This window comes from Undibacterium sp. RuRC25W (genome assembly GCF_049339825.1).
In the GTDB taxonomy this organism is placed as follows: domain Bacteria; phylum Pseudomonadota; class Gammaproteobacteria; order Burkholderiales; family Burkholderiaceae_D; genus Undibacterium.
In genome coordinates this window covers 1-23853 of sequence record NZ_JBMPPD010000006.1, presented here as the reverse complement: position 1 = coordinate 23853, position 23853 = coordinate 1, and the positions used below count along the sequence as shown (strand labels likewise).

At 47.2% G+C, this 23853-nt stretch carries 12 protein-coding genes and 2 pseudogenes; 6 read left to right on the top strand and 8 right to left on the bottom strand.

What is annotated here, in order from left to right:
* The first annotated feature begins 43 nt into the window (after positions 1-43).
* Positions 44-1573 (top strand): peptide MFS transporter, encoded by a 1530-nt coding sequence (locus ACO0KV_RS04595; protein ID WP_423040356.1) that lies wholly within the window; start codon positions 44-46, stop codon positions 1571-1573.
* Between the two features lie 130 nt (positions 1574-1703).
* On the opposite strand, the gene ACO0KV_RS04590 is transcribed toward ACO0KV_RS04595, so the two are convergent.
* The 4 genes and pseudogenes from ACO0KV_RS04590 to ACO0KV_RS04575 form a co-directional block, all read right to left on the bottom strand.
* Positions 1704-2882 carry an acetyl-CoA C-acetyltransferase gene (locus ACO0KV_RS04590; protein ID WP_423040354.1) on the bottom strand — a complete coding sequence of 393 codons (1179 nt, stop codon included), beginning with the start codon at positions 2880-2882 and terminating at the stop codon, positions 1704-1706.
* Positions 2883-3100: 218 nt separating this feature from the next.
* Complete coding sequence (locus tag ACO0KV_RS04585) at positions 3101-3661, bottom strand: phasin family protein (protein ID WP_423040352.1); 561 nt, start codon at positions 3659-3661, stop codon at positions 3101-3103.
* 208 nt (positions 3662-3869) lie between these two features.
* Positions 3870-4376, bottom strand: a pseudogene (locus tag ACO0KV_RS04580) (methylated-DNA--[protein]-cysteine S-methyltransferase).
* 28 nt (positions 4377-4404) lie between these two features.
* On the bottom strand, positions 4405-5889 hold the full coding sequence (locus tag ACO0KV_RS04575) for an AlkA N-terminal domain-containing protein (protein WP_423040350.1): 1485 nt from the start codon (positions 5887-5889) through the stop codon (positions 4405-4407).
* 330 nt (positions 5890-6219) lie between these two features.
* On the opposite strand from ACO0KV_RS04575, the gene ACO0KV_RS04570 reads away from it, so the two are divergent.
* Both ACO0KV_RS04570 and ACO0KV_RS04565 read left to right on the top strand, forming a co-directional pair.
* Positions 6220-8382 carry a M3 family metallopeptidase gene (locus ACO0KV_RS04570; protein WP_423040348.1) on the top strand — a complete coding sequence of 721 codons (2163 nt, stop codon included), beginning with the start codon at positions 6220-6222 and terminating at the stop codon, positions 8380-8382.
* Between the two features lie 43 nt (positions 8383-8425).
* The gene (locus ACO0KV_RS04565; RefSeq protein ID WP_423040346.1) at positions 8426-8986 is read left to right on the top strand and encodes a hypothetical protein; all 561 of its coding nucleotides are present in this window, start codon (positions 8426-8428) and stop codon (positions 8984-8986) included.
* On the opposite strand, the gene ACO0KV_RS04560 is transcribed toward ACO0KV_RS04565, so the two are convergent.
* Positions 8942-10714, bottom strand: a complete 1773-nt coding sequence (locus tag ACO0KV_RS04560) for a methyl-accepting chemotaxis protein (protein ID WP_423040344.1) — start codon at positions 10712-10714, stop codon at positions 8942-8944. The genes ACO0KV_RS04565 and ACO0KV_RS04560 overlap by 45 nt on opposite strands.
* Before the next feature lie 616 nt (positions 10715-11330).
* Here ACO0KV_RS04560 and xdhA point away from each other — a divergent pair.
* From xdhA to guaD, 3 genes are read left to right on the top strand one after another with little or no spacing between them, the layout of a single operon-like run.
* Complete coding sequence (gene xdhA / locus ACO0KV_RS04555) at positions 11331-12821, top strand: xanthine dehydrogenase small subunit (protein ID WP_423040342.1); 1491 nt, start codon at positions 11331-11333, stop codon at positions 12819-12821.
* Positions 12818-15163, top strand: coding sequence for a xanthine dehydrogenase molybdopterin binding subunit (gene xdhB, locus ACO0KV_RS04550; protein WP_423040340.1), 2346 nt, complete (start codon positions 12818-12820; stop codon positions 15161-15163). The genes xdhA and xdhB overlap by 4 nt, the downstream gene beginning before the upstream one ends.
* A 4-nt stretch (positions 15164-15167) precedes the next feature.
* On the top strand, positions 15168-16463 hold the full coding sequence (guaD, locus tag ACO0KV_RS04545) for a guanine deaminase (RefSeq protein WP_423040338.1): 1296 nt from the start codon (positions 15168-15170) through the stop codon (positions 16461-16463).
* 187 nt (positions 16464-16650) lie between these two features.
* On the opposite strand, the gene ACO0KV_RS04540 is transcribed toward guaD, so the two are convergent.
* The 3 genes and pseudogenes from ACO0KV_RS04540 to ACO0KV_RS04530 all read right to left on the bottom strand — a co-directional run.
* Positions 16651-19497, bottom strand: a complete 2847-nt coding sequence (locus tag ACO0KV_RS04540; RefSeq protein WP_423040336.1) for a TonB-dependent receptor — start codon at positions 19495-19497, stop codon at positions 16651-16653.
* A gap of 966 nt (positions 19498-20463) precedes the next feature.
* Positions 20464-23169, bottom strand: a complete 2706-nt coding sequence (locus tag ACO0KV_RS04535; RefSeq protein ID WP_423040334.1) for a TonB-dependent receptor — start codon at positions 23167-23169, stop codon at positions 20464-20466.
* A 575-nt stretch (positions 23170-23744) separates the two neighbouring features.
* Positions 23745-23853: pseudogene (locus tag ACO0KV_RS04530) on the bottom strand (IS5/IS1182 family transposase); the annotation flags it as partial.

Genomic DNA, 23853 nt, shown 5'->3' with positions numbered 1-23853 from the left:
TCACAGTCTTGATTCATTTAAAACCAAAACAACGGAGCACAGTTTGAACAAAATTCAACCATCCGGGGCGCACACCATCCTCGGGCACCCAAATAGCTTATTTGTCCTGTTTTTCACAGAAATGTGGGAACGATTTTCCTACTACGGCATGCGCGCCTTGCTGGTATTGTTCCTCGTCACGGAAACAACCAAAGGTGGCTGGGGCTGGACACGCGCGGAGGCAACTTCGCTGTATGGCTGGTACACTGGCCTAGTCTACCTGACACCGATTCTCGGTGGCTACATTGCTGACCGCTTCTTGGGAAGTCGTCGCTCCGTTGTTCTTGGTGGCTTCGTAATTGCCGCCGGACATGCTTCATTATTATTTGATACGCCGACCATGTTTTATGTCGGTTTGTCATTGGTGGTTGCAGGTACTGGTTTGTTCAAACCAAATATCTCTGCCATCGTGGGTCAGCTCTATAACAAAGACAACGAACATGCACGCGACTCTGGTTACACTTTGTTTTACATGGGCGTGAACTCTGGCGCATTCTTCGGTATTCTGTTGTGCGGCTATATCGGTGAGAAGATTTCCTGGTCGTATGGTTTTGCCTTAGCTGGCGGCTTTATGTTGCTGGGCGCGATTCAGTTTTACCTGGGTCAGGGTATTTTTGGTGAGATTGGCTTGTCTAAGTCCCAGCAAAAAACGGAAGTGGTTGCCGAAGTGGAGCCAGAACCGCATATCGTCAAAGACCGTCTCAAAGCGATCTGCGTGTTTTCTTTCTTTACGATTTTCTTCTGGTTTGCGTTTGAGCAAGCCGGTGGTTCGATGACGATTTTTGCCGCAGATTACACTGATCGCGCACTGGTTGGCACGAGCGGTATGGTATTTAAAATTGTGAATAGTCTGATGACGATTATTCCAACGGCGATCCTGAGCTGGTTGCTGTTGAAGCTGTTTTTGAGTACTGCCAAGAATTATCTGATCTCTAACTTATTACTCATCATCTGTATCGGTATCATCTGGGCGCTGGTGGTCTGGATGCTGGGTCGTGAATTTGGTATGTCCCAATCTGATGTACCAGCAACGTGGTTTGGCGTATTGAACTCATTCTTCCTGGTGATTCTGGCACCGATGTTTTCTAAGATGTGGGATAAATACTGGTCACCAAGCGGTCCGGTTAAATTCGGTACAGGTTTGGTATTACTGGGTCTGGGTTTTGCGGCATTGTCTTATGGTGCGGCAAGTATTCCAGCCGGTGCAAAAACCGCTTCCGTCAGCATGATTTATCTGATTGCTGCGTATTTCTTCCATACCATGGGCGAACTGTGCTTGTCGCCTGTTGGCTTGTCGTACATCAGTAAGCTGGCACCACAACGTTTGCTGGGTTTGATGTTTGGTGTCTGGTTCCTCAATACCTCGATCGCTAATAAATTAGCTGGTCTGAGCGGCAGTTACATTGACAAGATTTCAGAAACGTATTCCCTGTCGACGTTCTTCCTGATTTTCACGATCATTCCAATCGCAGCGGGTATCGTGTTAATGCTGTTGAATAAATGGATGGCGAAGAAAATGCACGGTATTCATTAATACCTCCCTCAAGCTAGTCCGGCAACGCCGGCTGGCAGGATAAAAAATCCCCGGCTGCAACGACCTGCAGCCGGGGATTTTTTATTTTTATGCTGAAATAATCAGCAGTTGCGTAGCGTGCCCGCCACGCTTATGGACGCTCAATGGCCAATGCCACACCCATACCGCCACCAATACACAAACTCGCCAGACCTTTTTTAGCGTCACGACGGATCATTTCATGGATCAGACTCACCAAAATACGGCAGCCTGATGCGCCAATCGGGTGACCAATCGCAATCGCACCACCGTTGACGTTGATCTTGCTCGTGTCCCAGCCCATTTCTTTGTTGACACCAATGGCTTGCGCTGCAAACGCTTCATTGATTTCCATCAGATCCAGATCTTCATGTGTCCAGCCTGCTTTTTTGAGACACAATTGTGCTGCAGGGACGGGGCCCATGCCCATGATGCTTGGATCAATACCTGCCGACGAATAAGCCTTGATACGTGCCAATACTGGCAAACCTAATTCTTCTGCTTTTTTAGCAGACATCATGATGACCGCTGCTGCGCCATCGTTCAGACCGGATGCATTGCCCGCGGTGACCGTGCCGTTTTTGTCAAAGGCTGGGCGCAATGCCGATAAGGAATCCAATGTGACACCATGTTTGATGAATTCATCGGTATCAAAAACGACAGTACCTTTTTTGCTGACGATTTCAACGGGAATAATTTCGTCTTTAAATTTGCCGGCTTTTTGTGCAGCTTCTGCTTTGTTTTGGGAAGCAAGTGCAAACAGATCTTGTTCTTCGCGGGAAACACTGTGTTTCTTAGCGACGTTTTCAGCGGTAATACCCATGTGGTATTGGTTATAAACGTCCCACAGACCATCGACAATCATCGTATCGACCAACTTGGCATCGCCCATACGGAAACCGTCACGCGAATTATTCAATACGTGTGGAGAGGCACTCATGTTTTCCTGACCACCGGCGATGATCACATCGGCATCACCTGCTTTAATCGCCTGTGCTGCAAGATGCGTTGCTTTAAGCCCGCTACCGCAGACTTTGTTGATCGTCATCGCTGGCACCATGTCTGGCAAACCTGCTTTGATCACGGCCTGACGTGCTGCATTCTGACCGACACCTGCCGTTAGTACTTGTCCGAGCAATACCTCGTTGACCTGGTCACCACTTAAGCCAATTTTGGCCAATAAACCTTTAATAACGATAGCACCTAATTCTGAAGCCGGAATTTTTGCTAAGGAACCACCAAATTTACCTACGGCAGTACGACCAGCAGCTACGATTACAACGTCTTGCATATTGATTCTCCAGTTTTCCAAAAAGTGAATTGCTCTACAACAATATTATTGCTCTGGGGCGGGGGGCACGAACACGTTCATAGATTACACCACCTGCGTGACGAATGTGACTGACTTTGCGCAAATTTCATGCATAAAAAAAGCTCCCCTGGGAGGCGGGAGCTTTTCGGTGAGACAAACCTAGGTTCATGCAGGTAGTCGCATTTATGTCTTAAAACTTATTTCTTTTTTGCAGTCGCTTTTTCAGCAGCTTGTGTGAACTGTGTTGTTGCTTTGCTCAGGTTTTCTTCCAAAGTTTGTACTGCTTGCTTTGTTGTTTTAGACAGTTGTTCGTAACCTGCGTTGATGTTACCAACGACTGTTTTCAGAGCAACAACAGCTTGTTCGGAACCAGCTGGAGCATTTTTTGTTACTTCGTCGATCAAACCGATCACTTTGTTATTTGTTTCTGCGATATGTGCTTCAACTGCTTTAGTGAATTCTTGCTGAGTCGCTGTAGTGATGCTTGCCAAGTGACGGCCATATGCCAATGCTTTTTCTGCGCTTGGCTGAGCTTGTGCTGCTGTCAATGAGAAAAATTCTTGTGGATCTTTCGCTGCCAGCAATTGCTTAGCAGTTGCAGTACCTTCTTCAAAAGAAGCTTTAGCTGCATTCACGTTCAGAGCAAACAATTGCTCCAGACCTTCAAATGCTTTTTTGTTCAATGCTGTCAAAGAAGCGAATTGCGCTTCCAAGTTAGTTTTTGTAGCAGCGATAAATTGTTCTGGTGATGTAGTCATGACATTCTCCGGTGGTGGTGAGGATTAAGTAATCGGCAGCGCCAACCACGAATTCTTGATATGGTGCACCGCAACAACTCCGATTTTACACGTCAGATTTTAAACGTCAAGTACTTTTTGTGCGTTGCAACAAAATGAGCTAAATGATATTTTTTATCAAAATAATAAAACTCAATGTTCATGCGGGTTTCCAAGGGGTTACAACAAATTACGATGAAAACGACGAGCGAAAAAGCTGATGTTTTTCTGCCTCAAACTTGAGCAACGCCTGCTTATTTTTTAAGCCGCCAGCATACCCTGTCAATTCACCATTGGCGGCGATGACTCTGTGACATGGAATAATGATCGACAAGGGATTGCGCCCATTGGCAGCGCCAACGGCACGCACCGCTTTCGAATTAGCAAGACGCCGCGCGAGCTCGCCGTAGCTCCAGGTTTCACCAAAAGGAATCGTCTGCAGCGCGCGTCATACCTGCTGCTGAAACAGTGTACCTGCGGATAAATCCAAAGGTAAATCAAATGTCGTGCGGGTGCCGTCAAAGAACTCATTCAATTGCTGCGTAACGATCTCAAAGATGGGTAGATCAGGCGCGCGCGCCCATCCTCCAACACCGTTGAAATGTCGATGTTCTTCAAAATACACGCCTGCTAGCCCATGCTGACTGGCGGCGAGGGTCAGAGGTCCCAGAGGGCTATTGATTTCAGTAAATTGCATATCTTGTCTTTCTTAACAATACGACGCCTCAGTTAAGCGCCTGCCATAACAATAGCGCGGCGTAAGCGCGCCACGGCGACCACTGTTCTGCGCGAGCTAGTAATTGCTGTTCGCTCAACCGCGCTGCCGTTGGGTCGGTCAACTGCGCCGCCGCCTTTTGCAGACCTAAATCACCGGCAGGAAACGCATCCGGAAAACGCAATGCCCGCATCGCGATGTATTGCGCGGTCCACTCGCCGATACCAGCAATACTTTTCATTTGCCTGATCGCCTCGTCAAGGCTACTGTCAGCCGCTTTTTTAAATCCACCGCTGATGGCAAAGTGAGCCACATTCTGTAGCGTAGCGGCACGCTTGCCTGGAATACCAATCCCTGCTAGCTGGTCAATAGACAATTGAGTAATCACTTCCGGTGTCGGAAAGTGGTGTGTGACGGTGGCAAAAGGGGTTGGCGCCACATTACCAAAGCGATGCACTAAGCGACCGGAGACCGTCGTTGCGCCAGCCACACTGACTTGCTGCCCTAACACCGCGCGAATGGCGAGTTCAAAGCTATCAAAAGCACCCGGTACCCGCAAACCTGGGGTTGCCTGTATCTGCCTCGCTAGCATGGCATCTTCGTGCAAATGGCTGTGGATCATCAACGGATGTGCTTCCAGATCAAATTGCTGGCGGATTTTTGCTAATAGTGGCATTAAGACCGGCGTTAATTCTGGAGCAACTTGGAGCCCTAATTGATGTTTAGCTGCACAATGACTCACTTTCAACCAGCCTGATTTACCGTCCATGACGACGCTACGGACATACGCCAGTCCTGCTTTCTCTTCGATCACCGCTTCTAATCCTGGCATTGCACGACCACGCAAATAGCGCATGAGTGCATCCCATTCGTAAGGCGGACGATATGCCAGTCTTAACATCAAGCTTTCATCGCCCGTTGGTGCAGCACGACGGACTTCCCCTGGCGTCATCTGATATCGTTCTGAAAACAACGCATTAAAACGTCGCACACTACCAAAACCTGCGGCGAACGCAATATCAGCCATCGTCAGGACAGTTTCTTGCAATAATTTTTTGGCGAACAATAAACGTTGGGTTTGGGCCATTTCGATTGGACTAACACCAAACTCCTGCATCAAAACACGGCGCATCTGCCGTGAAGAAAGACCCACTTGGTCGGCTAACTCTTCGATACTCGATTCATTCAATGCACCGTTGGCAATTTTTTTCCAAATGGCATGCGCTAAATTCTGCTGGATTGCATAAGGGGCGAGTTCAGGACGACACCGCAGACAAGGCCGGAAACCTGCGGCTTCGGCGGCCGCTGCCGAGCTAAAAAAGGTACACGAACTCTCGCGGGGTGTCTTTACGCCACAAATCGGACGGCAATAAATGCCCGTTGTTTTTACCCCAGTAAAAAATACGCCATCAAACCGGCTATCTCTAGCGGCAAGCGCACGATAAAACTGGGGCGATACCAGTAAGCCATTTGTGGGGGTTGGGGCGGAACTCATAGCAATGCGTTTATTGGTGAAATGAATTAGGTGATGACGGTACGAACTCAACGAGAACGCAGACCACTTTATACGCCGTCTGCCTATTTTGAGCTAGCCGTTTTCGGACAGACAAATCAGATCAGACATCACCGCTAAACGTCGGACGCCAGCCTTGGCTGGCGTGATGTTGTTGTGGGGTGAGCGTAAGTTTGGGTTGTAGCCCGAAGTGCAATCACATTAATTAAAGAAGAAAAGATACGAGTCAAAGATAAAAATAATTTAGGGAATTTTCTTTCATAAAAATGGTCTACTATGACTCTTCTCCTCTCAATCAATATATTAATTTCCATGAACAAATCCCTGCTCATGCTACTCTGTTCCACGCTGGCAATTCAATCCAGCGTTGCCGCAGATGCCACATCGCCTTCCACGCAAACCGTTTCAAAGATAAAAACACCAGGTATTGGCGCCCTCAAAACGAATCCTCTGTTGGTAAAAAGCACTTTACAGTTCGAGTACCCTGCTTTTGACAAAATTCACAACGAGGATTACGCACCGGCATTCGCCGCGGCAATGCGTGAGCATGATGCGGAGATCAAAGCGATTGCGACAAATCCCGCCAAGCCAAGTTTCGACAACACCCTCGTGGCGCTGGAACGTAGCGGACAAACGCTCAAGCGCGTCGCGATGATTTTCTTTAACCAAATCGGTACCAACACGAATCCAGTACTAGAAGCATTATCTGGCGATCTGGCACCAAAATTATCAGCTCATCAGGACGCCATGTTCCTGAATACGACATTATTTCAGCGTATCAACACACTGGTAAAGCAAAAAGCCAGTCTGCATCTGGACGCAGAATCAGAACGTTTGTTAGAGCGCTATGACACAGACTTTGTGCGCGCTGGCGCCAAGCTGTCGAATGCCGATAAAGAAAAACTGAAATCCCTGAACGCACGACTGGCGACCATGGAGAACAAGTTTAATCAACACGTCCTGAAAGATACGAATGCCTCCGCGTTGGTCGTCAACACCAAGGAAGAATTAGCAGGTCTATCTGCTGCAGAAATTGAGACGGCAGCAGCGACTGCCAAGGCCAAAGGTCTCAATGGCAAATACATGATTCCGTTGATGAACACCACCGGTCAGCCTTTACTGGCCACATTGGAAAATCGTACAACACGTCAACGTTTATACGAAGCCTCGGTCAATCGTGGTAGCCATGGTGGCGATGGGGATAACCGTGAAGTTGTCTTGACTCTGGCACGTCTGCGTGCAGAACGTGCCGAACTGTTGGGCTATGCGAATTTTGCGGCTTATAGTTTGGAAGATGAAACAGCGAAAACACCAGCTGCTGTCAATAAAATGCTGGGTGAGCTTGCTCCAGCGGGTGTAGCGAACGCAAAAAAAGAAGGTGTTGAATTACAAAAGCTCATCGACGATGAACATGGTAATTTCCAACTGGCAGCATGGGACTGGGCGTTTTATAGCGAACGCCTGCACCAGCAGAAATATGCGTTTGATGACAATCAGCTGCGTCCTTATTTCGAGTTAAACAACGTGCTGCAAAATGGTGTCTTCTTTGCTGCAAACCAGCTCTACGGTATCAGCTTTAAAGAACGCAAAGACCTACCAGTCTATGAGCCAACGGTACGTGTATTCGAAGTCTTTGATACCGATGGCAAACCACTCGCGTTATTCATCGCCGATATGTATGCACGCGACAATAAACGTGGCGGTGCATGGATGAATAACTACGTTGATCAGTCTGGTTTATTTGCGTCCAAACCAGTGATTGCGAACCACCTCAATATTCCTAAGCCGCCGACGGGTGAACCAACCTTGCTGACACCAGACGAGGTGAAAACAGCGTTCCATGAATTTGGCCACGCGTTGCACGGTATGTTCTCTCAGGTACGCTACCCGCGCTTTTCAGGTACCAACGTGCCACGCGACTTTGTTGAATACCCTTCACAGGTCAATGAGATGTGGGCGGTCTGGCCTGAAGTATTGAAAAACTACGCTAAGCATTACAAGACTGGCGAAGCGATTCCACAGGAATTGGTCGACAAAATTGTTGCCAGCCGCAAATTCAATCAAGGCTTTACAATGACAGAATATCTGTCGGCAAGTTTGCTGGATCAACGCTGGCATCAATTGAGCAGTAAGCAAATCCCGACTGATACGATGGCATTTGAAGCCGCTGCACTCAAGGAAGCCGGTGTTGACTTTGCTCCTGTGCCGCCACGTTACCGCACACCTTATTTCTCGCACAGTTTTGGTGGCGGCTATTCTGCTGGATACTATGCCTATCTGTGGAGTGAAGTATTGGACGCAGACACGGTTGAGTGGTTCAAAGAAAACGGTGGTTTGAGCCGTAAAAATGGGGACTGGTTCCGTCAACAGTTATTGTCGCGCGGTGGCAGCATCGATCCTATGCAATCGTTCCATCATTTCCGCGGTCGCGATCCGGAAATCGACCCATTACTGGTTCGCCGAGGCTTGAAATAAACTCGTGGCGTTCTGCACATGATCTAAGTAACGATCATGTGTATTGAAGCGCCAGCGCATGCTGGCGTTTTTTGAACATAAGCCATTATCAACAAAAAAAGGGAAGCGCAATCTGATTGCACTTCCCTTTTTATCATTCAATGATTCACCATTCTCTTATTCAAGTTTCCAGACAAAATCAACTTTTGCCCAAGATTGTTCTGGCTTACCGTCTTTCGTACCGACTTTAAATTTGCACAGGCTCAAGGCTGTCAACGCTGCTTTATCCAAACTTTTGGAGCCACTGGATTTTTCAACTTTAGATTCAACAACCTTACCATCTGTACTTACTAAAAATCCCATAGAAACAGTGCCTGTCTCTTCGTTCATCAGTGCTGCTTTTGGATACTTGGGTGAATCGCATGACTTGTTATCCATCACTGGCGCTGTTTCAGCAGCCATCGCGGAGGAAGCTGCAACAAAGAGCAGCGAGCACAGGAGTGTAGAAAGCGGAGATTTCATGATCATAGTTCTTTTCGTTTCTGGTCAATATATAAATAACGGTCTTATTTATTCTGTATTAAAACTCTTCCCAACCATCATCCGCCGCTTGCGTTCTGTTTGATGTGGACGATGGATTTGACGCGTTGGCGGACTTTGGTGCAGGACGGGGTACTGAGCGAGCAGCAGGTAAAGATTTTGGTCTTGCTGCTTTTGGCTTGTTCACTCTCAAGGCTGGTTCAGCGCGCTTAGGAACAGGCGCCGTTGCTGCCATGCGATGCGTGAGCAGGTTATCGTTACCACCTAATTTAAACACACTGACCACTCTCGCTAACTCTGCTGCTTGGTCTTGCAAACTCTGCGCAGCTGCCGCGGCTTCTTCTACTAAGGCCGCATTTTGCTGTGTAACGCCATCCATTTCAATGATGGCGTGGTTGACTTCTTCGATGCCAACACTCTGTTCCTGACTGGCAGCTGTGATTTCAGCAATGATATCGGTGACATGTTTGACGCTACTGACAACCTGATCGATAGTCACACCCGCTTGTCCCACTAGTTTCGTGCCAATTTCGACTTTTTCAACCGAGGTATCGATCAAGGTTTTGATCTCTTTCGCAGCAGCAGCACTACGTTGTGCCAAATTACGCACTTCGGCCGCCACCACCGCAAAACCACGACCTTGTTCACCAGCACGTGCTGCTTCTACCGCTGCGTTCAAAGCCAAAATATTGGTTTGAAAGGCAATGCCATCAATCACACTGATGATGTCGACAATCTTCTTGGACGACTCATTGATCGACCCCATGGTATCAACCACCTGCGCGACAACAACACCACCCTGGCGAGCCACTTCTGACGCCGATGCGGCCAGTTGATTGGCTTCACGGGCATTATCCGCATTTTGTTTAACAGTGGTAGTCAGTTCACGCATCGAGGAAGTTGTTTTTTCGAGTGAACTTGCCTGTTGCTCAGTACGTGAGGATAAATCGAGGTTACCCATCGCAATTTCGCTCGAGGCAGTCGCAATCGTATCCGTACCAGAACGGACCTGTGCAACAATGTTAACCAGACTGTCGCGCATGTTTTTCATTTCGAAAATCAGGCTACTTTGATCACCTGCTTCAACGTCGATAGGGGCAGTTAATTCACCCGCAGCAATCTGACCTGCGATTTGTGCCGCATAATTTGGTTCACCACCGAGTTGTTTGAGCAAACTGCGGCTAATATACACCGCAGCGACGATACCACCTGCTAATGCCAACGCACCAAGGATGAGCATCAGCGTGGTCGCTGCTTTAAACGCGGAATTCGCATCGGCAGCAACCTGAGAATTAACTTTGTCTTCTAATGTGACTAATTCATCGAGCGAATCTAACCAGCTTTGCTGAATTGGTCGGACTTTTTTGATCAGAGCAATCGTCGCCATTTCTGGATTATTTGCCAGACCTAATTCTTGGGCTTTGGCGGGCAGTGCTGCTGCTGCAGTCTCACGCTCTTTGAGCTTATTTAATAGTTCTTTCTTTTCTGCGCTCGGACCACCGTCAGTCTCGGAGAGTTTCAAAAGTTTGTCATTTGCTTCTGCATATTTTTTTGATTGATCGGCAATTTTTGCCAGATCTTTTTCCATATCTGCTGCATCGTTGAGCAACGTCAGATTACGCAACGAAACCATACGGTCATACACAGTTGCTCGCATGTCTAATGCCAAGCGCGTTTCCACGTTGCTAACATTAACAATGTTTTCTAAGCGTCCCTGAATCTGCGCCATTCTGGAAATACCAACAATGGCGACGGCAACAAGGAATGCCAATACCAGAGCGAAACCCAACCCCAGACGTTTACTTACGGTCATATTTGAGAAATTCATTGCGTAACTACTCTGAAAAAATGGTTAAAACAAACAAAATCCCGGTTTGCGCTGATTTCTGAGACGACCCCGGGTAAATATGTACCGCTTGCTATTCTTTTTATATCTACTTTCTCTACTTCCGGTCTTGTTCTGTGTTCTGTTTCGTTCCTTACGTCGGTTTTTAGCCGATTTTGATCAAAACCGGCATTACGATGTAAATTAATTTTCGTAATGTAAGGTAGAAATATACTTTAATTTTGCCCAATGGAAATGTCTTTTTTATGCTATTTCTTGGCGGAAGGTTTTTAAATTTAATATGTCCATGCCATGACGGTTTCAATTTAGATTCAACTTTTCATCTGCACAAACTTTAATCAAACTAATTATGAATCGCGATATGAAAGATGCTCTGAATTTTCTTTGCTTCTAAGGTGAAAAAGGCTACGAATGTGGTGATAGATTTTGAAATTGCTATCGGTTTACTCGTTGAGGGCACCTAGATTGATATACAGCATCATCATTTGCATATAGCGTTTCCGTTATGGAATGCTAACCTTAGAAATAAATAGTATTGAAGTTTTTTGCGTGCAATTTCACAACACTTCCCTTCGGAGTTCTCATGTCCGGCACGATTCGTTATTTCTTTCAACAGCAAACCCATTCCGTCGACCATATCCCACCGACTCGGACGCTGCTACAGCATCTGCGTGAAGACCTCCATTGCACAGGAACAAAAGAAGGATGTGCCGAGGGTGATTGTGGCGCTTGTACCGTTGTCATTGGCGAAGTCAAAGATGGTCAGGTGGAGATGAAATCCGTTAATGCCTGCCTGCAATTGATGCCAACGCTGGATGGCAAAGCGATTTTTACGGTAGAAGATTTAACTAAGGATCAACATTTACATCCAGTGCAGCAAGCGTTGGTTGCTTGCCATGGTTCTCAATGTGGGTTTTGTACGCCGGGTTTTGTCATGTCGTTATGGGATTTGTATCTCGACCGCGAGCCACCTTGTGCGCCACTAGAACGCAAACAAATTGATATTGCGCTGTCAGGCAATCTGTGTCGTTGTACTGGCTATCGTCCTATCATCGACGCGGCACACAAGATGGAGCAACTACCACGCGTGCAGTTTGATAAAAAATTATTACTTGAGATGTTAGTCAAGCTGGAGCGAACCCAAGCGCTGGACTATACTTACAACGGCCAGCATTTCTATGCGCCACATTCAATGGCAGAATTAATCGCTTTGCGTTCGGCGCATCCACAAGCCTGCTTGCTGGCGGGCGGCACGGACATCGGCATCTGGGTCACTAAACAATTTCGTGATCTGGGACATATTGTTTATCTCGGCAACGTCACGGAACTACACCGCATACAGCAACATGACGACATGCTTGATATCGGCGCAGCGGTCAGCCTTGACGACGCTTACCGACGCATCTGCCAAGTCTACCCAGACGAGCTCAATGAATTGTGGCAGCGTTTTGCCTCCTTGCCTATCCGTCACGCTGGCACCTTAGGCGGCAATGTTGCGAATGGCTCCCCCATTGGCGATTCAATGCCATGGTTGATCGCGCTTGGTAGCCGCATCGTTTTGCATGGTACGGAGGGTGAACGTGAATTGCCCCTAGAAGATTTTTATCTCGGTTACCAGAAAAAAGATCTGCGTGCAGACGAAATCGTCAGCGCGGTCCGCATTCCTTTGCCGAAAGCCAACAGAATTTTCCGCACGTATAAATTAGCAAAACGGTTTGATCAGGATATCTCCGCCGTCTGCGCTGCCTTTTGTGCTGACCTCACTGATGGTCGCCTGAGTCAGGTAAGAATTGCCTTTGGCGGTATGGCAGCCACTCCCAAGCGTGCACCTCACGCTGAGAACGCGTTGACGCATCAATTATGGGACGAAGCAGCACTCAACAACGCCATCACCGCTTTAGCGCAGGATTACGCCCCCCTCTCGGATATGCGTGCCTCCGCCAGCTACCGATTACAAGTCGCACAAAACCTCTTACGCCGGTTCTGGCTAGAGACGCGTCCTGACGCACCGTTATCACAACACCACGTCAATGCATTTGCAGCAGCCAGCGCAACCTCCGTGGAGGCGACATGAAATCAACGCTAACCACAAGCAATACTTCAGCGCATTGGGCAGAAGTCGGCAAATCGCACCCGCATGAATCGGCGGTTTTACACGTTTCAGGAACCGCAAATTACACCGACGATATGCCTGAGTTGATCGGTACGCTGCACGCCGCACTGGGTTTGTCGGCACAGGCACACGCAAAGATCGTAAGCATCAATCTTGATGCCGTTCGCGCTGCCGCTGGTGTCGTCGCGATATATACCGCGCAGGATTTCCCTGGTACCAATCAATGTGGTCCGATTATCAAGGATGATCCGATTCTGGCGGACAGTGTCGTTGAGTATGTCGGCCAGCCATTGTTTGTGGTGGTCGCACAAAGCCATGAGCACGCGCGTCGTGCCGCGCGATTGGCAATAGTGGACTATGAATCATTACCTGCCATCCTGCATCCACGTGCAGCAAAAGAAGCACAATCGTTTGTGTTGCCACCGATGTCCCTATCACGTGGTAACGCGCAAGAAGCAATCGCCGCCGCACCACTTCACATCAAAGGCAGCTGGCAAGTCGGCGGACAAGAGCAGTTTTATCTGGAGGGTCAGATCGCCTATGCGATTCCAAAAGAATCAAACGGCGTGTCCGTACTTTGCTCGACACAACATCCAAGCGAAATGCAGCATATCGTGGCCCATGCATTAGCGATTCCTTCGCATAATGTGCAGGTTGAATGTCGTCGTATGGGTGGTGGATTTGGTGGTAAAGAATCACAATCTGGCTTATGGGCGGCGGCGGCGGCGTTGTGCGCGTTTCGCCTGAAACGGCCAGTGAAATTACGGGCTGACCGTGATGATGACATGATGGTAACGGGTAAGCGCCATGAGTTTCACTACGATTACGAAGTCGCCTACAACGATCAGGGTCTGATTCTTGGTGCCAGATTCGAGATGGTGTCACGCGCTGGTTTTTCGGCGGATTTATCGGGGCCAGTTGCCACCCGCGCGGTCTGTCATGTCGACAACACCTACTACTTATCGGACGTCGATATCCGCGCGATGTGCGGCAAAACGAATACACAATCCAATACGGCTTTCCGTGGTTTCGGCGGACCACAAGGTGCCATCTTAATTGAGTACGTCATTGATGAAATAGCGCGTCTTTTAGTGAAAGATGCGCTCGATATACGCAAACTCAATTTTTACGGACGAAATGACGAAGAAGGACGTAACGTCACCCATTATGGCCAAAAAGTCGTCGATAACATCATCCATGAGCTAGTGGCGGAATTAGAGGATAGTAGCGACTACCGACGCCGTCGTGCTGAGATCACTGCATTCAATACCAACAGTCCTATCCTCAAAAAAGGACTGGCACTGACGCCGCATAAATTTGGGATTGCCTTTAACGTCACCCATCTGAACCAAGCGGGTGCCTTGGTACATGTGTATCTGGATGGTTCGGTGTTAGTCAACCATGGCGGCACCGAAATGGGACAAGGTCTTAATACCAAAGTGGCACAGGTTGTGGCACATGAACTGGGCGTGCCACTTGCACAGATACGCGTCACCGCCACAGATACCGCCAAAATTGCCAACACCTCTGCAACCGCTGCATCGACTGGTGCGGATTTGAACGGAAAGGCAGCACAAGATGCAGCACGGCAGATTCGTGAGCGTCTGGCTGAATTTGCAGCAACAACGTTCGGTGGTGATGCGCAAACAGTCCATTTTTATGACGGCCAGGTAGTGTGGGGCGACCACCGTTTGACCTTTGAAGAACTCGTCAACAAAGCATACTTCGCGCGGGTGCAATTATGGTCGGATGGTTTCTATGCGACACCGCATTTGACATGGAACAGTAAAACCATGACAGGCAGCCCATTTTCTTATTACGCTTATGGTGCGGCGGTCTCTGAAGTGATCGTTGATACGCTGACTGGGGAATGGAAACTGATCCGCGCAGACGCCTTGTATGACGCGGGGAACTCGCTCAATCCAGCGATCGATATCGGTCAAGTTGAAGGCGCGTTTATTCAGGGTATGGGATGGTTGACGACAGAAGAACTGGTCTGGAACGCCAAGGGTAAGCTTACCACCCATGCGCCGTCCACGTATAAAATCCCAGCCATTTCCGATTGCCCAGAAGATTTCCGGGTCCGCTTATTTAAAAATACGAATGTAGCCAACAGTATCCATCACTCAAAAGCAGTCGGTGAACCGCCGTTACTGTTACCCTTTTCGGTATTTTTTGCGATCCGCGACGCGATTGCCAGTGTCGGTGACGGTAAAGTCAGTCCACCGTTGACCGCACCCGCGACTGGTGAGGCGATTTTAAGGGCCGTCACCGCTGTACAACAACATTCTCAACATCAGTAAATTCATGACTATCACCTTTGCTCTGCGCGCCAGCCTTTTACATTTTACGGATGATCCTGCACGTCACGACGGTGCGATGCATTGGCACGACGATGGTTTGCTATTACTCGATGGCGACAAAGTCGCTGCAGCAGGCGATTACGACACGTTAAAGCACCTGATACCGGCCGAGTTAGCGGTTGAACACCATCCCGGTAAAATCATTATGCCGGGCTTTATCGACACCCATATCCATTATCCGCAAACGGATATGATTGCCTCTCCGGCACCCGGTTTGCTGCCATGGCTTGAGCAATATACGTTTCCGACCGAACGACAGTTTCAGGATCCAGCCCACGCAAACAATGTGGCATCGTTCTTCCTGGATGAGCTGCTGCGTTCTGGCACAACGACCGCGATGGTGTATTGCACCGTCCATCCAGAATCCGTCGAGGCATTTTTCAGTCAGAGCGAACAACGCAATTTACGCATGGTCGCGGGCAAGGTGCTGATGGACAGACATTGTCCGGACTTCTTGCAAGACACTGCCGAAACTGGCGCACGCGATAGCGAAGCGCTGATCAACAAATGGCATCAGCGTGGTCGCCAGTTGTATGCCCTCACCCCACGCTTTGCGCCCACCTCGACGCCGGAGCAATTACACCTCACAGGCGAGTTAGCAAAAGCCTATCCGGACACGTTTATCCAGACACACGTTGCAGAAAACAAAGATGAATGTACATGGGCCAGATCGTTGTTTCCCGAAGCGCGTAGTTACCTCGACATTTATGACCGCGTCGGTCTGATGCGTCCCCGTGCGATGTACGCGCATTGCATCTGGCTCGATGATACCGATCGTCAACGCATGGCAGAAACGCAATCGGCGGTCGCTTTATGTCCGACATCTAATTTATTTTTGGGTAGCGGATTGTTTGATTTTGATAAAGCAGAAGCGGCTCATGTACCGCTCTCGATGGCGACGGATGTGGGTGGCGGCACCTCGTTTTCGATGCTGCAAACCATGAATGAAACCTACAAAGTAGCGCGTATGGGAGGCCGCTATCTGCCAGCTTCCAGTATGTTTTACACCGCGACTCTGGGTGCCGCACGGGCGATGCAATTAGAAAACACGATAGGTAATTTTAAAGCAGGTAACGAGGCTGACTTTATCCTCGTTGATCCACAAGCGACACCACTATTAGCGCGCCGTAGTAGTCATGTAAATTCAGTAGAAGAGCAGTTATTCGTACTAGCAATGCTGGGCGATGATCGCTGTATCGCAGCGACGTATGCGGCGGGTAAGTTAGTTGCTGCCAAATAAGCGAATAGTTTTTTATCGGCTGTAGAAAAATTAACGATGCGATTTTTGTCGTTTTTCTATTTTCCGACTTGTTTATCTTCTAACATTCTTTGACGCTAACATATAAAAAGAACCCAACGATGATATTTCTATCATCATTGGGTTCTTTTATTTTTTACTTTTTTACAACGTATTTTCTAACTATTTATCAGAAAAATTTGTAACGAGCACGTGCGTAGAAAACACGACCTAATGGGTTAGTGAACGAAGCATCATAGCCAGTTTGGAAATTAGCTTCAGTACGTGATACTGGAGGGTCTGTATTAAAGATGTTCTTGATACCAAGAGTAACATCCATATTTTTCAGACCTTTCCATCCCAGAGTTGCATCAAACGTGTTGTAAGCCGCAACTTTTCTGTCTGCTGGGTAGTTAGTATTTCCTACTGAGGCTTGATTAACAAAATCATGGTAACCAGCTGTGTAGTTATCTGTTACGGAAGCTGACCATACGCCACGGTTAAACGATACCGTGATCATATGACGCCAACGTGGTGCTGGTCCAAAGTCTTTGTACGCTCCGAGATCACTTACTGATTCCGAACCTTGATACTGATAACCGTGTTTTGTGAACAAGCTACCATCAAAATTGGCTGTGAACTGACCAATCGATTCAATCTTTTGTTTATAGTTCAGGTTCAAATCGATACCAGAGGCAAAGAAACTACCTGCATTAACCAAAGGCAAATTGATATAAGCCAGTGGGAAATTAGGGTTTGTGCTGCCTTTGATTGCACCAGTTTGCTTACCGTCGTCAGACCAGCCATTTGGATACAGTGCTGGGTCATAACGATAGAAATTAGCTGCGTAAGCAGAAGGATTACCCATAACAGAGTTTTCGGACAATTGTTGAATTGCGTTATCAATTGTCACACTCCAGTAGTCAATCGATCCACTGAAATTGGCTGTTGGCTGAAACACCAGACCCAAGCTATATTGCTTAGATTTTTCTGGTTGCAAATTAGCGTTACCAGATGTAGCTGTTGGCAACTGAACATTACACTCATCTTGCAATGCACCAACTGTACCATTTATCGGATTACCACCTGGGCAACGGACTGGATCACTAAAGTTACTGTTAGTGTTATTTCCAGAAGTAAATGGACGTAAGTTTTCATACAAAGTAGGAGCACGGAAACCTGTACCATACGATGCACGAGCTAACAAAGTTTGTGAAGGTTTATATGTAAGACCAATTTTCGGACTAACTTTGCTAAACGACGTTCCAAAACCATTTTTGTAGGAGTCATAACGTGCAGCAAGACTTGCTTCTAAGTCTTTATAAACTGGAATAGACGCTTCTGTGAACAAACCTGTTACTTTGCGATCACCAGTTACACTAGGAATTGGACCAGCACCACCGACTTGATCACCACTGGCCAGTACTGGAGCAGAGTATTGGTCAAGGTTTTCTACACGATAATTCGCACCGATCGCCAGTCCAACTGGACCGTAGGTGTTTTGCATAATTTCTTTAGAGAAACGTATGTCGAATTCTTTAGCAACCGATGAACCCTTATTCTCTAATTCACCAGTCAATTGAGCGCTATTCAACAAAGCAAGACTTGTCGCATCCTGTGCACCAAAAACGTTGATCGCACCAGATTTTACTAACGGTGTCAGTTTAGCGTATGAAAACTGGCCATTACCAAAAGCAATGTTTACCTCATTTTTGGAATAGGAAAGGGCTGTGTCGTAATCCCATCCAGCGATTTCGCCGCGGGAACCGATCAGAACGCGTTCACTCTTCGTTGTCGTAATGTCTTGGCGACCACCACCAGCGACCGTACGCCATGTTCCTGACATATTACCTGTTGGTGTCACAACAACGTTATTTGCCAATACGGATCCACCTGGCAACACTGTGCCGTTTGGCAATGTGTAAGTACTTCCAGCTGGAACTGTGTAACCTGCAGGAATCGTGAAAGATGTCGGATAGAAACGACCACCAGCAGGATATGTCATGTTGACAGTATATGGTGCTGGAGAGTACGTTGCTGTGGTCTTATCTTCAGTATGCGTTACTTCAGAATACAACTCATGCTGATCATTCAGTTTGAATACACCACGTGCGACCACGTTATCATGTGTTTGCTGTGGAATCAGATCAATAAACTTCACATAGTCGGTACCGCACTTTTGTGAGTTGATGATAACCAATGCAAATGCAGGATTATTACAACCAACATAACGATACGGGTTAACGCCGACGTACTTGTTACCTAAAGTATCTGTAAAGTTAAAGTTAGGTACACCGTCACGAGGTGACGCTTTGTTGATACCGATATCAGGACGTACTGCCGTAGATGCAAATGCACGGTCACGCGCTTTGAGTACGTCGTCGCCTTCGTGATTTGCGCTCAACAGAATGTTAAAGCCCTGTTTGCCCAAGTCGCCGTAGCCGCCTGTTACATTGAAACTACGTGTATCACCGCCACCTTGGTCAACTTTTGTGCCGTAAAAGGAGGCTTCTAAACCTTGGTAGTTTTTCTTCAGAATAAAGTTGATAACACCAGCAACAGCGTCAGCACCGTACACCGCAGAAGCGCCATCACGCAATACTTCGATACGTTCGATCGCGGACAACGGAATACTGTTCAAATCAACTGGATTGCTACCGATGGCGAAGTTTGCGAGGCGACGGCCATTCAACAATACCAGCGTGTACTTTGATCCCAAACCACGCAAGTTCGCTGTTGATGGAGCACCTGTCGCACCGACGTTATTTGCAACAACGCCACCGCCAAAGTTACCTGGGATCATATTCACCAGATCTTGCGCAGTCGTCGCGCCAGTGCGCTCGATATCTTCGCGCTTCATCACTGTCACAGGGAGAACGCCTTCACTCTCCACACGTTTAATCGATGATCCGGTAATTTCAACTCTTTGCGTGTCAGCTGCAACTTCTTGCGCGATTGCTGTCTGAGCTAGTGCACTGACTGCTACACCACTAACGAACATCAGGCGTACTGATTTCGCTAATATTTTCTCAACCATAAAAACTCCTCCTTAAATTTTTTAAACTTACGTGTCTACGCAGTTAACTCTCGTATCGAATTTCGATTTATTTCGACTTATTAAATACTAAGAATTTATACAAACATTTCCTCAGACATTTTTGTATCTCATTTTTAGTGACATCAATTAATGTGACCAAATTATGAAAAAATATTTATGGTGTATGGAAACATTTTGAACATTTATGTGTCAAGTAAGTCTTTTTCGTTTACTCAAAAAAACCACAGTCGCCCTATGTTCGCAATGCAACTTTCTGGTTCATCACCATTCGCGCCTATTGCACTAAGAACGATCATATTTAGCTTAATCAAACGAACAATTACCTACTTTGATGTGCATTTTTTTTACATTCCGAATTATCTTCACGAAAACCAACCAATCAAACATACTTCGAGTGATTTTCTAGGAAATTGATAGAAATTATTTTGGTATAAAAAAGTATCTTAAATGGAATATATTGCACCACATCAGTGCGATCATCATCAAAACTTGCTTGTAATTCATCTCTTTTAAAAAGAATGTCGATTTCTGCTTTGAGCATTTATCTCTTGTGGATGTATCTATAACGCAACACATCTCCATCAAAAAAGACACGACGTCAGTCACGTGGTTAGTCGGGGATCGAGGTTTTCGTCAGCGAGGCACAGCAATTATTGGTATTGAGCTGGAGAGCCGCGTTTTTTTGCAGTTTTTAGCTAGCAAGTACGTCCGTTGATTTTTTAGATGAACACACTAGAACGGCGTTGAAAGTTGCATATCGAGGCGTAGATTCTCATTAGAATCGTGATTCAATACAGAGAATGGTACGTGGTACGTACCATTCTCTACAACAAACTAAGTGCGGCGATATTGACGAGGATGTTTGCTGATCAGTGACATCCTTTTCAAACCCGCGGCTAAGCAGTTATCCTGTGGATAAGCACTCAACCTCGTTACACGTCACATTCAGAACTGATAAGTCGCGCGCAAGTTATATGCTCTGCCAACCGCACTGGAGAAGACTGGGTTGTAACCAGCTTGCCAATTTTGGACTTGGTTAGAGAACGGTGGATTTGTATTGAGCAAGTTGTCGATACCGAACACCACACGCATACCTTTGAATGGCTTGTAGCTCACATGAGCATTCCAGATGGAATAAGCACCAACATCAATGTTATTACCCGCAGCGTCGGTCGTAAAGTCCTGATATTTGGACATATAGTGGTTACTCAGGCCGGCACCCCAGAGACCTTGCGTCCAATCGATCGACAGCAGATCTTGGAAGCGGATCACAGGCTGGTTACCCTGATTAAATTGCCCAACCAGACTCAATTGAGGGCCGGTCGAAAACTCTTGCAAGTTATACGTCAGCACATAAGTCCCTTCCACACTGAAGCGGAATTTACCATAGCTGGTGTTGAGGACATAACTTGCACTCAGATCAATGCCAGACGTACTAATACCACCGGTGTTTTGGTTGGTTTGAATCACATATCCGCAAGTCGCAGCCGAAGGCGTCGGACATTGGATGTTCGCTGCAGGTGCCGGCGTCAAGCTACCGGCGCTGTTTAACTTATAGTTGCTCGCGTAGGTCACGGGGTCGTTGTAAATGACGGTATCAGGCAATATCTGAATCTCGTTTTGGACCATAATTTTGTAATAGTCGAGCGTGATATCCAGATTTTTGATTGGTTCAATGATAAAACCGAGACCAAAGTTTTTCGAAGTCTCTGGTTTCAATTTAGCATTGCCGCCCGTCAGCGCCATCCCTTGTGAGTTACAAATGGTATTGGTAAAAATCGGATTAGTCGTTCCAGCTGGGCAGCCTGGACCCGTCATATTACCGGCAGCGGCACCGAGCGTGTTTGGTGAATATTCTTCGACCAGCGTTGGTGCGCGAAAACCAGTCGATGCTGATCCACGGATTTTCAGGATATCAGTAGGCTGATAGGCGAACGACAGTTTGGCGTTATTGGTGGAGCCGAAATCACTAAACTGATCAAAACGTTCTGAGACGGTAAAGTCCAGTTTTTTGCTGACAGGAACGTTGACCTCGGCAAACAAAGACTTGGAATTGCGGCTACCGACGACCGTTGTTGGCGGGTAGTACGTTGCCGTGTAGAGGTCCGTCGCCAATTGGGTTGGGGTTTCGCTGATTTTCTCGCTACGGAAATCGAAACCAACCGCAAACTGCACTTGACGACCTGCGTTAAACACATCACCCAGCGAGTGACTGGCGTGACCATTGAAACTGCTGAGTGTCAAGGTTCCGGACGATAGATCGCCATTCGTGTAAGCACTATTAATCAACGCCTGGCCCGCAGCAGATTGCGGTCCGAACGGATTAATCAAATCGCTGAGCGTGTTATTTGTCGAAATCTTCGCGTAATTAGCATAGCCGCCATACACTTGTTGCACGCCTTTATTTTGGCTCCAGTCAAACGATGTCGAGTAATCCCAGCCAGCGTTAGCTCCTGCAAAAGTGAGCAAGAAGCGCTGTTCAGTGTTGGTAACGCCCTGATAACGATTGTTGTTCAGATCAGTCCAGTAAGCCGTAATTGGATCGGTCAAGTTTGGTGTCGCCGTCGTACAAGAAACGCAAGTAGAATTACCCGCCGTTGGGAAATAAGCGTTGGTCGGGTTAACATTGAAACTGTAACTCTGTGGACCACCCCATGTGGTTAACTCAAAACGGCTATAAAAATATTGTGCTGTCAGGGTGTTGTTGCCAGCGAGGGCTTTGGTAAATTGCAGTAATCCAGATGTCGATGTGGACTTTGGAATCAGGTCAACCGCTGAAGAATACAAAAATTGGCAGCTACCATTTAAAGCGATGACATTCTTGTTGTTACCACAGCTAGGATAGCCGACTTGCCACAAGCTACCGTTAGTATCAGTGTAGGAACCTGGCGCCGTCCCGTACACACCGTTGACGTTTGCCAAACCTAACGCAGGGTTGTAGCCGGTACTGGCAAAAGAACGCTGCGAAGCCTTCAGTTCTTTCTGTTCTGAATGATTCAGGGTCGCCATAAAGTTATAACCGTCTTCAGACAGATTTCCTTTACCCCATGCTAGGTCGAACGTGCCAGACTTACCTCCTGCACTCTGAGGTAAAGAAGCGCCAACGTTGATTTCACCACCGACGAGATCTTTTTTGGTAATGAAGTTGATTACACCTGCAATCGCGTCAGAGCCATAGAGGGCGGACGCACCCTCACGCAGCACCTCAATGTGATCGATGGCTGAAAACGGAATCGTATTCAAATCGACACCTGCGCCACTGGCGACGTTGTTTGCCAGACGCTGACCATCGAGTAACACCAATGTTTTCGTTGCGCCGAGGCCGCGTAAGCTTGCCTCTGAAACACCGCCACTGAAACTGCCGACCGCGACCGCCGTCGTGACTGTGGAGTTATTCGATGTAACCAATGCCAATGCCTGTTCAACGCTCGTCACGCCCATATCTTTGAGGGTTTCGGACTTAATGATCGTAACGGCTTCGGCGGTTTCTGCATCAACACGCTTCATCATCGAACCAGTCACCACAACCTGCTGCAAGGGTGCGTCTGCGGCGGGTGCTTGCTGTGCATAGGCAGTTTGCGTCATTGCACTGACTGCGATACCACCAACAAACATGAGTCGTATTGAACGGGCTACTATTTTTTCAACCATGACACTTTCTCCAAAGATGTTAATGTTTTTGGCAAACGATGTTGTCAGCCATAAATTCAATTATTTTTATATTTTTATTACGTCGTTGATGTCCAAACAGTGGCGTTGAATTGCGTAATCAACTACTTTCGTTGACAGGCCAAAACCTCGTCGTAATGCATCAAAACATTTTGACGATCTGGCTGTCAACGTGACCAAATTGGATGAACGTGTGCAAAAGAGACACTTTTAGAATTTAGTAACAGTAATGTTTCAAGATATCTTTACGCAGGCAGCCAGCTCCTGCATTTAATTGAATTTCAGTGCGTCGCACAAAAAAAGGGCGGCAATTTAATAAAATTTGCACTTAACTCATATCAGCAAATTAAAACGATCAGAATTACTCGAATTAATTGTTTTTATCGTTTTTTGAATAACTATAATTATCAAAATTACGATAGTTCCAGAAAGAAGAATGCACGCCATCACCAACATAGTGCGGGGCGATTCTTATACTATTTATTACAAATCTTTTGATATAAATCGTTACTTTTTTATCGTCTTTAGAAAGCGAATTTATTAGGGCGTGTTGACATTTATTTTAACCAAAGCATCGAAGCTGCAATTGCCACAAATGAAGCAAATCGTTCAGCGAGTTTGTCGTATCGCGTTGCAACCCGCCTAAATTGTTTGATGTGAGCAAAG

What these genes read in the sequence shown, in the direction of transcription:
- ACO0KV_RS04575 (WP_423040350.1), bottom strand. Translation starts at nt 5,889, where the DNA reads ATGAGTTCCGCCCCAACCCCCACAAATGGCTTACTGGTATCGCCCCAG.
- guaD (WP_423040338.1), top strand. Translation starts at nt 15,168, where the DNA reads ATGACTATCACCTTTGCTCTGCGCGCCAGCCTTTTACATTTTACGGAT.
- ACO0KV_RS04540 (WP_423040336.1), bottom strand. Translation starts at nt 19,497, where the DNA reads ATGGTTGAGAAAATATTAGCGAAATCAGTACGCCTGATGTTCGTTAGT.
- xdhA (WP_423040342.1), top strand. Translation starts at nt 11,331, where the DNA reads ATGTCCGGCACGATTCGTTATTTCTTTCAACAGCAAACCCATTCCGTC.
- ACO0KV_RS04585 (WP_423040352.1), bottom strand. Translation starts at nt 3,661, where the DNA reads ATGACTACATCACCAGAACAATTTATCGCTGCTACAAAAACTAACTTG.
- ACO0KV_RS04590 (WP_423040354.1), bottom strand. Translation starts at nt 2,882, where the DNA reads ATGCAAGACGTTGTAATCGTAGCTGCTGGTCGTACTGCCGTAGGTAAA.
- xdhB (WP_423040340.1), top strand. Translation starts at nt 12,818, where the DNA reads ATGAAATCAACGCTAACCACAAGCAATACTTCAGCGCATTGGGCAGAA.
- ACO0KV_RS04535 (WP_423040334.1), bottom strand. Translation starts at nt 23,169, where the DNA reads ATGGTTGAAAAAATAGTAGCCCGTTCAATACGACTCATGTTTGTTGGT.
- ACO0KV_RS04570 (WP_423040348.1), top strand. Translation starts at nt 6,220, where the DNA reads ATGAACAAATCCCTGCTCATGCTACTCTGTTCCACGCTGGCAATTCAA.
- ACO0KV_RS04560 (WP_423040344.1), bottom strand. Translation starts at nt 10,714, where the DNA reads ATGACCGTAAGTAAACGTCTGGGGTTGGGTTTCGCTCTGGTATTGGCA.